General features: G+C 70.1%; 10 protein-coding genes. 4 read left to right on the top strand and 6 right to left on the bottom strand.

Translation table 11 applies throughout. From position 1 onward, the window contains the following. Position 1 precedes the first annotated feature (1 nt). Both EP757_RS29210 and EP757_RS29205 read left to right on the top strand, forming a co-directional pair. Positions 2–988, top strand: a complete 987-nt coding sequence (locus tag EP757_RS29210) for an aldo/keto reductase (protein WP_370457873.1) — start codon at positions 2–4, stop codon at positions 986–988. After that, positions 985–2043, top strand: a complete 1059-nt coding sequence (locus tag EP757_RS29205; RefSeq protein ID WP_127551394.1) for an LLM class flavin-dependent oxidoreductase — start codon at positions 985–987, stop codon at positions 2041–2043. Before EP757_RS29210 ends, EP757_RS29205 begins: the two co-directional genes overlap by 4 nt. 562 nt (positions 2044–2605) lie before the next feature. Here the strand turns inward: EP757_RS29205 and pntB are convergent. The 4 genes from pntB to EP757_RS29185 form a co-directional block, all read right to left on the bottom strand. Further along, positions 2606–4042, bottom strand: a complete 1437-nt coding sequence (gene pntB / locus EP757_RS29200; RefSeq protein WP_127551392.1) for a Re/Si-specific NAD(P)(+) transhydrogenase subunit beta — start codon at positions 4040–4042, stop codon at positions 2606–2608. A gap of 3 nt (positions 4043–4045) precedes the next feature. Continuing rightward, the gene (locus EP757_RS29195) at positions 4046–5566 is read right to left on the bottom strand and encodes a Re/Si-specific NAD(P)(+) transhydrogenase subunit alpha (RefSeq protein ID WP_127551390.1); all 1521 of its coding nucleotides are present in this window, start codon (positions 5564–5566) and stop codon (positions 4046–4048) included. A gap of 200 nt (positions 5567–5766) precedes the next feature. Further along, positions 5767–5952, bottom strand: a complete 186-nt coding sequence (locus tag EP757_RS29190; protein ID WP_127551388.1) for an AlpA family transcriptional regulator — start codon at positions 5950–5952, stop codon at positions 5767–5769. A 111-nt stretch (positions 5953–6063) separates the two neighbouring features. After that, positions 6064–6933, bottom strand: a complete 870-nt coding sequence (locus EP757_RS29185) for an alpha/beta hydrolase (protein ID WP_127551386.1) — start codon at positions 6931–6933, stop codon at positions 6064–6066. 116 nt (positions 6934–7049) lie between these two features. Here EP757_RS29185 and EP757_RS29180 point away from each other — a divergent pair, with 116 nt between their 5' ends. Together EP757_RS29180 and EP757_RS42975 are read left to right on the top strand one after the other, a co-directional pair. Further along, positions 7050–9362: an FdhF/YdeP family oxidoreductase gene (locus EP757_RS29180; RefSeq protein WP_127551384.1), complete on the top strand. Its 2313-nt coding sequence runs from the start codon at positions 7050–7052 to the stop codon at positions 9360–9362. Between the two features lie 38 nt (positions 9363–9400). Next, on the top strand, positions 9401–9874 hold the full coding sequence (locus tag EP757_RS42975) for a hypothetical protein (protein ID WP_160165913.1): 474 nt from the start codon (positions 9401–9403) through the stop codon (positions 9872–9874). Between the two features lie 5 nt (positions 9875–9879). On the opposite strand, the gene EP757_RS29170 is transcribed toward EP757_RS42975, so the two are convergent. Both EP757_RS29170 and EP757_RS29165 read right to left on the bottom strand, forming a co-directional pair. Next, positions 9880–11094 (bottom strand): MFS transporter, encoded by a 1215-nt coding sequence (locus EP757_RS29170; RefSeq protein ID WP_127551382.1) that lies wholly within the window; start codon positions 11092–11094, stop codon positions 9880–9882. Between the two features lie 38 nt (positions 11095–11132). Continuing rightward, positions 11133–11942, bottom strand: coding sequence for a PrsW family intramembrane metalloprotease (locus EP757_RS29165; RefSeq protein ID WP_127551380.1), 810 nt, complete (start codon positions 11940–11942; stop codon positions 11133–11135). Positions 11943–11982: the final 40 nt, after the last annotated feature.

The raw sequence follows: 11982 nt of genomic DNA, 5'->3' as shown, positions 1-11982 counted from the left end.
CATCCCGCTTCGCCCGTTCGGCCGTACCGGCGTCAAGGTCAGCGCGCTCGCGCTGGGCACCATGATGTTCGGCTCGCGCGGCAACCCCGACCACGACGACAGCATCCGGATCATCCACCGGGCGCTCGACGCCGGGATCAACCTGGTCGACACGGCCGACGTCTACAGCCAGGGCGAGTCCGAGGAGATCGTCGGCAAGGCCCTGGCCGGACGCCGGGACGAGGTCGTGCTCGCCACCAAGTTCCACGGCCGGATCGGCGACGACCCGAACCACTCCGGCAACTCCCGGCGCTGGATCATCCGCGAGGTGGAGAACAGCCTGCGCCGGCTGCGGACCGACCACATCGACCTCTACCAGGTGCACCGGCCCGACGAGGACACCGACTTCGACGAAACCCTCGGCGCGCTCTCCGACCTCGTGCACCAGGGGAAGATCCGCTACATCGGCACGTCGACGTTCCCGCCGTCGGCGATCGTCGAGGGCCAGTGGATCGCCGAGAAGCGCGGGCGGGAACGCGTCGTCGCGGAGCAGCCGCCGTACTCCGTGCTGGCCCGTGAGGTGGAACGCGAGGTCCTGCCGGTGGCCGCGCGCTACGGCCTCGCCGTGATCCCGTGGAGCCCGCTCGCCGGCGGCTGGCTGACCGGCAGGTTCCGCAAGGGCGCCGGCCAGCCGCCGACCAGCCGGGCAGCCCGGCAGCCGGGACGCTTCGAGATCGACGCTCCGGAGAACGCCGCGAAGCTGGACGCCGTCGAGGCGCTCGCCGTCCTCGCCGACCAGGCCGGCATCTCCCTGATCCACCTGGCGCTCGGGTTCGTGCTGGCCCATCCGGCGGTCACCGCGCCGATCATCGGGCCGAGGACGTACCAGCAGCTCGAAGACCAGCTCGGCGCTGCTGCGGCACCGCTCAGCGCGGACGTGCTGGCCGAGATCGACAAGATCGTCCCGCCGGGCGTCACCCTCTCGAACCGCGATCGGGGCTACCGGTGACCACGTTCCTCTGGTACATCCCGAACACCGTCGCCCCCGGCCACCGCGGTGACGACACGGTCGAAGGCTACGGCAGCCTCGACCACGCGACCGAGCTGGCGCTGACCGCCGAGCAGCACGGCTGGGAGGGCGCGCTGATCGGCACCGGCTGGGGACGGCCGGACACCTTCACCGTCGCGACCGCCATCGCCGCGCGGACCACCACGTTCAGGCCGCTCGCCGCGATCCGGCCCGGGTACTGGCAGCCCGCCCACTTCGCCAGCGCCGCCGCGACGTTGCAGCACCTCAGCGGCGGGCGCCTGCTCGTCAACATCGTCAGCGGTCGGGACGATCTCGCCGCCTACGGCGACATCGAAGGAGATCAAGCGCAGCGGTACGGCCGCACGAAGGAGTTCATGAGACTCGTACGCCGGCTCTGGACCGAGGAGAACGTGACGTTCGACGGCGAGCACTTCCGGGTCACCGGCTCCACCGTCGCTCCCCCGATCGGCGGAACCGTCCCGCGCCTCTACTTCGGCGGCGCCTCCCCCGCCGCCGAGAAGGTCGCCGCGACCGAGGCCGACGTCCAGCTGTTCTGGGGTGAGCCGCTGGACGGCATCGCGGAGCGCGTGGACCGGCTCCGCACGCTGGCGAAGGACCTGGACCGGGACCTGCCGGAGCTGGAATTCGGCCTGCGGATCACCACCGTCGTCCGGGACACCCGCGAGGAGGCGTGGCACGACGCGGAGGCCCGCGTGGCGGCGATGGCCGGGCAGTCCGCGGCCCGGCACGACCGCAGCCTCGACCAGCACCGCGGTCCGGCGGTCGGCCAGCAGCGGCTGCTCGACCTGGCCGCCCGCGGCGACGTCCTGGACAGCTGCCTCTACACCGCCCCCGGCCGTTACGGCGGCGGTGGCGCGGGCACGACCTGGCTGGTCGGCTCGGCCGACGACGTGGCCGCCGCCCTGCGCGAGTACGCCGCACTGGGCGTCAGCCACTTCGTCCTCTCCGACACGCCCTACCAGCGCGAGACGGCCCGCGTCGGCGACGCCCTGATCCCCCGTCTGCGTCTCTGATCATTGATCACCCGCCGCGGCCGGTATCCCAGATCGTCTGGATGTTCGACGACTGGAACATCGTGGCGATAGCGGAGAGCCCGGACGCGACCGCGCTGGCGAACTGGTGGGTCCGGTCCTGCTACCTCATCCAGGCGTGACAGCCGACAGCAATGAGCCACAGCCGGGACTCGAGAGCTGTGACTCATGGCTGTGACCGGGACCGCGAGACAGCCATGAGCCACAGCCGACACTCGAGAGCTGTGACTCATGGCTGTGACCGGGACCGCGAGACAGCCATGAACCACAGCCGACACTCGAGAGCTGTGACTCATGGCTGTGACCCGCACCGCGAGACAGCCATGAACCACAGCCGAGACTCGGGAGCTGTGACTCATTGCTGTGGTTCGGTGGAGGGGACGGTGATGGGCGACAGCCGGTGTTCGGCGGGACCGGGGGACTTGGTGGAGCCGGGCAGGCTGGACCACGACGTAACGCGCGAGGCGCGCTGCGGCCTCCTCGGTCCGAGGAGGCCGCGCCGCGTAGCCGGGGTGCCGGGATCAGCCCGTACAAAGGAAGGGTATTAAGCGGGAACCGACGCGGTGACCGCTCGCAGGATGTCGTCGACCCGTTCCTTCGCGTCGCCGAAGAGCATGGCGCAGTTGTCGCGGAAGAAGAGCGGGTTCTGGACGCCGGCGTACCCCGAGGCCATCGAGCGCTTGAAGACGATGACCTGGTCGGACTCCCAGACCGTGAGGACCGGCATGCCGGCGATCGGGCTGGACGGGTCCTCGGTGGCGGCCGGGTTGACGGTGTCGTTGGCGCCGATGACCAGGACGACCGAGGTGCCGGCGAAGTCGTCGTTGATCTCGTCCATCTCCAGGACGATGTCGTACGGGACGCGCGCCTCCGCGAGCAGCACGTTCATGTGACCGGGCAGGCGGCCGGCCACCGGGTGGATGCCGAACCGCACGGTGACGCCACGCTCGCGCAGCACCCGGGTCAGCTCCGCCACGCCGTGCTGGGCCTGCGCGACGGCCATGCCGTAGCCGGGCGTGATGATCACCGAGTCGGCGCTGGTCAGCAGCTCCGCCACGCCCTCCGCGTTGATCTCGCGGTGCTCGCCGTAGTCCTTGTCGGCCGCCGGTCCCGCCTCGATGCCGAACCCACCGGCGATCACCGAGAGGAAGGAGCGGTTCATGGCCTTGCACATGATGTACGACAGGTAGGCGCCGGACGATCCGACCAGCGCGCCGGTGACGATGAGCAGGTCGTTCTCCAGGAGGAAACCGGCCGCGGCGGCGGCCCAGCCGGAGTAGCTGTTCAGCATCGAGACGACCACCGGCATGTCGCCACCGCCGATCGACGCGACCAGGTGCCAGCCGAGCAACAGCGCAAGGACAGTCACGACGATCAACACCGTCAATGACGGCGCATTGACGAACCATCCAGTCAACACGACGAACATGATGAGCGCAGCAATGTTGATGGCGTTCTTGAACGGGAGCATCAACGGGTTCGACTTGATGCGCGCAGACAACTTGAGGAAAGCGACGATCGACCCCGTGAAGGTGACCGCGCCGATGAAGACACCGATCACGACTTCGGCGCTGTGGATGCCGAGCATGCCCTGATTCTTCAAGACTTCTGCCTCAGCACCGTTGACGTGCGCTTCTACATGCAGATATCCGTTCCAGCCGACCAATACCGCCGCTAGACCGACGAAGCTGTGCAGGAGCGCGATCAGCTCCGGCATGCCGGTCATCTCGACCTTGCGGGCCCGGTAGAGGCCGATCGCGGCGCCAAGGATCATGGCTACCAGGAGCAGGACCAGGCCGGTCGAGCTGATGTCGCCGGCGATCGCCAGGGCGACCGTCGCGATCAGCGCCACGGCCATGCCGGCGATGCCGAACGTGTTGCCGGACTTCGCGGTCTCGTGCTTGGACAGACCGGCGAGGGCCAGGATGAAGAGCAGGGCCGCGACGATGTAGGCGGCCTGGGCTGCGGTCTCCACTGTCATCGGTCAGCTCCTCGAGAACATGGCGAGCATGCGGCGGGTCACCGCGAAGCCACCGAAGATGTTGATGCTCGCCAGCAGGGTCGCCACGAACGCGAGCGCCGTGATGACGGCGTCGCCGTGACCGATCTGGAGCAGCGCGCCGACCACGATGATCCCGGAGATCGCGTTCGTCACCGACATGAGCGGGGTGTGCAGCGCGTGGTGCACGTGGCCGATCACGTAGTAGCCGATGACGATGGCGAGGGCGAAGACCGTGAGGTGACCGCGCAGGGCGGCCGGGGCGAACGCGGTGAGCACGAAGAGGGCTGCGGCACCGGCGCCGATGAGGGGCAGCGGATTGCGGGGCTTCTCGACCGGTTTCCCGGCGACGGGAGCCGGGGCCGCCGCGACGGGCGCGGGCGCCGCCGAGACCGCGACCGGCGGCGGGGGCCAGGTCAGCTCACCGTCGCGGACCACCGTGATCGACCGTTGCACGACGTCGTCGAAGTCGAGGACGAGCCGGCCGTCCTTCTCCGGCGTCATCAGTTTCATCAGGTTCACCAGGTTGGTCCCGTACAGCTGGGACGCCTGTGCCGGCAGCCGGCCCGGCAGGTCGGTGTAGCCGATGATGGTCACGTCATTGGCGGTCACCACCACCTCGCCGGGGACGGTGCCCTCGACGTTGCCGCCGTTCGCCGCGGCCATGTCGACGATCACGCTGCCCGGCTTCATGCTCGCGACCATCGGCGCGGTGATCAGGCGGGGCGCCGGCCTGCCGGGGATCAGCGCGGTCGTGATGATGATGTCCACGTCGCCGGCCTGGGAGGCGTAGAGGCGGGCGGCCCGCTCGTTGTAGTCGTCGGACATCTCCTTGGCGTAGCCGGTCGACGACACCTCGACGTCGGGCGCCTCGACCGGCAGGTATTCGCCACCGAGCGACTTCACCTGGTCGGCGACCTCGGGGCGCGGGTCGGTCGCGCGGACGATCGCCCCCAGGCTCCCGGCCGCGCCGATCGCGGCCAGGCCGGCCACCCCCGCGCCGGCCACCAGGACCTTGGCGGGCGCGACCTTGCCGGCGGCGGTGACCTGCCCGGTGAAGAAGCGGCCGAAGGCGTGTGCCGCCTCGACGACCGCGCGGTACCCGGCGATGTTGGCCATCGACGACAGCACGTCCAGCGACTGGGCCCGGGAGATCCGGGGCACCGCGTCCATCGACAGCGCCGTGATCGGGCGCCGTGCCAGCTCGGCAACCAGATCCGGGTCGAGGCGCGGGTTCAGCATCCCGATCACCGTGGTCCCCGGCGCGAGCTTGTCGAGCTGTTCGGCGGGCGGCGGGTTGATCGCGAACACGACGTCCGCGGCCAGGGGGTCGCCGATGGTCGCTCCGGAGCCGGCATAGGCCTCGTCGGAGAACGACGAACCCTCCCCCGCCCCGGACTGCACCACCACGTCGTATCCGAGTTTCACGAGCTGGGCCACCGTGGCAGGGGTGGCCGCAACCCTCCGCTCACCCGGATGCGGGTCACGCGGTACACCGATGATCATCATTGACTCCCGGTTTGAAGTTGACCAAGACAACGTGGGGGCGCGGCCTTCGGTTCAACGCTTGTTACTCGCCAGTAGGGAGCAGGCTAGGGGTTCGGGCGCCAAAAACACAGAGCCCGACGCACTTAATGTCACCGGAGCATCACCGATCAGGCAACACGGCATGCCGCGGGGACCCCGCCTCCCGGGAGGTGAGACGGTCAGTCCCGCTGATCGTCGGCCAGGTGCGGCCGGTAGATCCGGATCCAGGCTTCGACCTCGGCGGCATCCCAGACTCTGCCGAACACGAGGACCTGATAAGGCGCGGGGAACGTCCTGCGCCCCACGATCTGATAGCACCGCTGCCGGGAGATCCCCAGGCGCTGCCGGATTTGAGAGGCGTCCATCAGCACTGGCCTATACACGTCGCTAACCTAGTAGGCCTGCGACTAGGTCCGCCATGCCCGATTCAGGCGATGACGAGGTGTCATCTCGACACGGTGTCAAGGGGTCCGGTGTCAACCCAGCGCGTAACTCAAGTACTTCGCGGCGTTCTCGGTGGCCGCCCTCGCCGCGGCCGTGTCACCCAGCGCGTCCACCATGACGAAGTCGTGGATGACGCCCGTGTAGCGCTCGGTCACCACCGGGACGCCGGCCGCCCGCAGGTCCGCCGCGTAGCCCTCGCCCTGTTCCCGCAGCACGTCCGCCTCGGCCACCACGACGAGTGCCGGCGGCAGGCCGGCGAACCGGTCGTCGGCCGGGTGCGCGACCGGTTGCTCGGCCAGCTCGACGCGCCCGCCGGTCGACCAGATACCGGACTGCCGCATGATCCAGTGCTCGGTGGCCCGGCGGTGGTAGGAGACGGCGTCGAAAGCGGACGCTCCGGCGTAACTGTTGCTGATCATCGGGTAGAGCAGCACCTGGCCGGCGAGCGCCGGGCCGGATCGCTGCTTCGCCTGCACGGCGACCGCGACGGCGATGGCCGCCCCCGCCGAGTCGCCGGCGACGGCGATCCGCGCCGGGTCGAAGAGGTCGCCCCGGCCGGCCATCCACTCCAGAGCGGCGTAGCACTCCTGCACGGCCGCCGGGAAACGGTTCTGCACGGAATGGTGGTACTCGGCGAAGACGATCGCGGCGTTCGCCTGGACGGCCAGATCGCGGAGCAGCCGGTCGTACGTGAAATCGTCGCCCAGGATCCACCCGGCGCCGTGCGTGAACAGCACCGCCGGCAGCGCGCCGGACTCCCCCGCCGGCCGCACCACCCGCACCCGGACCTGCCCGGACGGTATCGCGAACTCCTCGACCGCGACATCCGGCGTGCGTGCCGCCCGGATCCCGACGTCCTCCGCGTTGCCCCAGTGGCGCCGTAGCGCTGTCGCGTCTGTCATACCCCAGGATCCTTGCGCCGCCGCCGCGTGCGTGCATCCGTCAAACGACTGCCGCGTCACGGTGCTGAGTCATGTGACGGATGGCGAGCGGCCCCGCGCGATCGATCCTTTCCACCATGACCGATGACGACCTCCGCGGGCAAGGATCTCCCGGACGACCGGCGCCCGGGTGCGGACCGGGGACGGCCGGGGAGCCGGCGCAGCGGGATTACACGCATCCGTCGGCGGGCTGGGGCGCGGCACGCAGCGTCGGCCGGGTCCTTCTCCGCGGCGGGCAACCCCTCTCCGGGGTACGGGCGATGCTCGGCATGAATCAGGAACGCTCCGGATTCGACTGTCCCGGATGCGCGTGGCCGGACGACCCGAACGGCCTGCACCTGGACCTCTGTGAGAACGGCGTCAAGCACGTCACCTGGGAGATGACCGGGAAACGGGCCGATCCGGCGTTCTTCGCGCAGCACACGGTGAGCGCCTTGTCCAGCTGGAGCGACTTCGCCCTGGAGGACGTCGGCCGGCTGACGACGCCGTTGCGGTACGACGCCACCTCGGACAGATACGTCCCGATCACCTGGGACGACGCGTTCGCTCTGGTCGCCGATCATCTGGCCGCTCTCGACGATCCGAACGAAGCGGCCTTCTACACCTCGGGTCGGCTCAGCAACGAGGCCACATTCCTCTATCAGCTGTGGGCCCGCGAACTGGGCACCAACAATCTCCCCGACTGTTCCAACATGTGTCACGAGGCGAGCGGCCGCGCGCTTCAGGCCTCGATCGGCACCGGCAAGGGAACCGTCGCGATCACCGATTGGGAACAGGCCGACGCCATCTGGGTGATGGGCGTGAACGCGGCGTCGAATGCTCCGCGAATGCTCACCGCCCTCAGTGACGCTTACCGGCGCGGCGCTCACATCGTGCACATCAATCCGCTGGTCGAGGCGGCCTCGAAGCGCACCATCGTGCCGCACGAGTTCGTGGCGATGGGCACCTTCCGCTCCACGCCGACCGGGACCGTGAACGTGCAGCCGCGGATCGGCGGCGACCTGGCACTCATGCGTGGCGTGGCGAAGGTCGTCCTGGAACGGAATGCGATCGATCACGAATTCCTCGCCCGGCACGCGACCGGCCTCGAGGAATATCGCCGGATCTGCGAGAGGACCACCTGGGACGAGATAACCGCGGGCTCCGGAGTCGATGAGGACACGATTCGCGCATTGGCCGACGTCTACATCGCTTCCGATCGTACGATCATCAGCTGGTGTTTGGGCGTCACCCAGCAGGAACACGCCGTCGACACGATCCGGGAGATCACCAACCTGCTCCTGCTCCGCGGGAACATCGGCCGGCCCGGCGCCGGACCGTGCCCGATCCGCGGGCACAGCAACGTGCAGGGGAACCGGACCTGCGGCATCGACCACCGGCCCGAGCCCGCGTTCCTGGACCGCCTGGACCGCGCCTGCGGCATCGTCTCGCCGCGCGAGCACGGCCTCGACACGGTCGGCGTGCTGACCGCCATGAACGAGGGGCGGATCGGCGTCTTCGTCGGCATGGGCGGCAACTTCGCGATGGCCGCGCCGGACACCGCGTACACCTTCTCCGGTCTGCGCCGCGTCGGGTTGACCGTGCAGGTGAGCACCAAGCTCAACCGCAGCCACCTGGTGCACGGCGCCGAGGCGCTGATCCTGCCCTGCCTGGGCCGGACCGAGATCGACGTCCAGGCGTCCGGACCGCAAGTGATCACCGTCGAGGACTCGATGAGCATGGTCCACGCCTCCCGGGGCCGTCGCCGGCCGGCATCGCCGGATCTGCTCTCCGAGCCCGCGATCATCGCGGGCCTGGCCGCCGCCTCGCTGCCCTCCTCCGGTACGCCGTGGCGCGAGTACGCCGCCGACTACGACCGGATCCGGGACACGATGGCCCTGGTGCTCGACGGCTTCGAGGACGTCAACCGGCTCGCCCGTCAGCCGCACGGGTTCCGCCTGCGGCAGCCGGCCCGGGAGCGGGTGTTCCTGACGCCGAGCGGGTTCGCCGAGTTCTCCGCCGCGCCGCTGCCCGACCTGGATCCGGCCGACGACTGCCTGATGCTGGGGACGATGCGGTCGCACGACCAGTGGAACACCACGGTCTACTCGGACGACGACCGTTACCGGGGGCTGCGGAACCTGCGTACCGTGATCTTCCTGAACCGCGCGGACATGGAACGCCTCGGCCTGTCCGAGTTCGGCCACGTCGACATCACCAGCGTGGCGAAGGACGGCAGCGAGCGGAGCGTCTACGGGTACCGGGCGGTCGGCTACGACATCCCTGCGGGGAACGCGGCCGGCTACATGCCGGAGATGAACGTGCTCTGCCCGGCCGGGGACTACAGCGCGCAGAGCGGTCAGCCGCTCATGAAGCACCTGCGGGTCCGGGTACGGCCGGCGGCGGGCTGACATCGTTTCCTCAGGAACGTCGGCTACCCTCCGTGGCCGTGAAGCGTTTCCTTCCCGTCGCCGTCTGCCTCTTCGCCCTCGCCGCGTGCGGTGACTCGTCGTCCCCTGCCGCCGCGCCCACCGCCGCCGCGTCCACCGCTGCCGCTGCTCCTTCCGCCGCCTCTGCCGCCTCCGCCGCTTCCGTCGTCGAGGACAAGGCCCTGTGCAAGGCGCTGAACACGGCGGCGAAGGATCTGCGCACCGGCATCACCGAGGCGCAGCAGGACGGCGGCGGGGTGAAGGCGGCCGACGCGAAGCGGACGTTCACCAAGTTCCACACGACGGTGACCGAGGCGCTCGCGTTCGCGCCGGCCAGCGAGGTGACGACGGCGGCGAAGGCGATCGCCGACGAGCTCGGTGACGCGGCGAAGGCGGCCGACCCGATCGGGACGGCCGCCGATTCGAACTTCACTCAGCTGGGCGAGGACCTGACGACGGCGTGCAAGAGCGCCGGCGTGGAGATCATGTTCTGAGGCTCCTATGAGCTCTCGGCCGCTTTCAGTGGTCGCACGACGCCGGCGATCAGCGCGGCCATGCCGAACAGCACGGCGATCACCACGAGAGCCTTGAGGACGCCCACCTCGTCGCCGAGGAAGCCGATGGTGGGCGGGCCGGCCAGGAACGCGCAGTAGCCGACCGAGGCGATCACGCTCACCCGGGCGGCGGCCCGGCGCGGGTCGTCGCCGCCGGCGCTCATCCCCACCGGGAAGCCGAGCGAGGAGCCCAGACCCCAGAGCAGGGTCCCGGCGAAGGCCCAGGCCGGCGAGGGCCCGAAGACGAAGAGCAGGACACCGGCGATGCCGATCACGGTGAGGACCCGGATCACGGGCGTACGGCCGTACTTGTCGAGCAGCCCCGGGCCGAACCACCGGCCGACCGTCATCGCCGTCAGGAACGCGGCGAAGGCGAGCGTCCCCAGCGCCGCCGACACGTGGTGGCCGTCGATCGCCGCCACGCTGATCCAGTCGTTGCCGACGCCCTCGGCGAACGCGAACGCCAGCACGAACAGGCCGATCAGCAGCGTACGAGGTTCCTTCCACGCGGTCAGCGCGCTGACCCTGGGAGTGTCCCCGGCGCCCGGCTCGGCGTCCTCGTGATCGGCCACGAACCGGGCCGCCTGCCAGACGACCGCCGCCACCACCAGCACCGCCACCACGACGAGGTGGGCCGCGACGGACACGTGCAGGGCGACCATGCCGGCGCCGATGAGAGCCCCCGCGACCGTGCCGAGGCTGAAGCCGGCATGAAAGCGCGACATGATCGACTTGCCGAGGTGCTGCTCGACGACGGTGCCCTGGACGTTCATCGCCACGTCCCACGCGCCGTTGGCGAAGCCGAGCAGGAACAGGCCGATCACCACCGGCACGACGCCGGCCATCGACCCCAGGGCGGCGATCGCCAGGCCCACGCCGAGCAGCCCGGCCATCGCCATGACGGTCCGCGACGAGCCGATCCGGGTGACGACCGGGCCGGAGAGCGGCAGCGCCAGCAGCGAGCCCGCCGCGATCGCGAGCAGCACCAGGCCGAGCGCCGCCGGGTCGAGACCCAGGTGGTCACGCACCTGCGGGATCCGCGAGGCCCAGCTGGCGAACGCGAACCCCGAGCCGATGAACGCGGCGTAGGTCGCGGTGGTGGCGGCCCGCACCGCCGCCGGTGCGATCGGTGTGGCGATGTCGTTCACGTTCTCCCCCATGTGTACGACTGTACACATGGGTGGGGTGGGCGCGCCTGTCAGACCGCCAGGGCCGGCGCCCGGATCGGGCCCCGGTCCGGGTGGAAGGCGCGGTACCGGCGCAGGCGGAGCACCAGCCAGCCGAGGCTGAGGACGGCCAGGACGGCGTAGGCGAGGATCGTGCCGAAGGTGTCCCAGGCCGTGTGCAGGGCCACCGCGCCGAGGAAGGTGCCGAGGAACGCCAGGAGACTGCGCACACTCGGCGAACTGAGGAGGTACCAGAGAGCACCGCAGGTCAGCCCGGTCCACGCGGTGTGGCCGGCCGGCGCGGTCAGCCCCCGGAGCAGCAGCGTCTGCTCCAGCGCGCCGACGTTGCCGCCGGACTCGACCAGCGCGGTGAAGGCGTAGCCCATCGTCTCCAGCGCCGCGAAGCCCATGCCGCTCGCGATACCGATGATCAGGCCGTCCGAGGGCAGCCGCCGCTTGTGCCGGAACACCACGGTGACCAGCACGAGCAGCGGCACGACCAGCTTCGCCGTCTCCTCGATCAGCGCGACGAAGAGCATCGGCAGGGTGCCGAGCCGGTGCAGGGCGTCGAACTCCCACGTCCCCGCCACGACCAGGCCGATCACGCCACCGAAGAACGCGGTGACGACCAGGACCGACGCCGGCACCTGCCACTGGCCGGTCCGCGACTGCGCGAACGTCAGGAAGGCGGCCGGCACGGTGCTCGCGCCGAGCAGGATCACCGCGGGGACGAGGTTGGGGTTCTGGGTCTCCACCAGGGTGCGCAACACCAGGAAGTAGAGCGCCAGGCCGATGACCAGCACGGCCACCCACCCGAAGCGCCGGAACAGCTCACGCGTCATGCGCTCATCATCGGCCCGCGGGGGCCCGCCGCCATCGGTA

The organism is Actinoplanes sp. OR16 (assembly GCF_004001265.1).
Taxonomy (GTDB): domain Bacteria; phylum Actinomycetota; class Actinomycetes; order Mycobacteriales; family Micromonosporaceae; genus Actinoplanes.
This window is presented reverse-complemented; position numbering and strand designations above follow the sequence as displayed.

Excerpts from the sequence above, each read along its gene's own strand:
- pntB (WP_127551392.1), bottom strand. The coding sequence starts at position 4,042 with ATGACAGTGGAGACCGCAGCCCAGGCCGCCTACATCGTCGCGGCCCTG.
- EP757_RS29195 (WP_127551390.1), bottom strand. The coding sequence starts at position 5,566 with ATGATCATCGGTGTACCGCGTGACCCGCATCCGGGTGAGCGGAGGGTT.
- EP757_RS29190 (WP_127551388.1), bottom strand. The coding sequence starts at position 5,952 with ATGGACGCCTCTCAAATCCGGCAGCGCCTGGGGATCTCCCGGCAGCGG.
- EP757_RS29185 (WP_127551386.1), bottom strand. The coding sequence starts at position 6,933 with ATGACAGACGCGACAGCGCTACGGCGCCACTGGGGCAACGCGGAGGAC.
- EP757_RS29180 (WP_127551384.1), top strand. The coding sequence starts at position 7,050 with ATGACCGATGACGACCTCCGCGGGCAAGGATCTCCCGGACGACCGGCG.
- EP757_RS29170 (WP_127551382.1), bottom strand. The coding sequence starts at position 11,094 with ATGGGGGAGAACGTGAACGACATCGCCACACCGATCGCACCGGCGGCG.
- EP757_RS29165 (WP_127551380.1), bottom strand. The coding sequence starts at position 11,942 with ATGACGCGTGAGCTGTTCCGGCGCTTCGGGTGGGTGGCCGTGCTGGTC.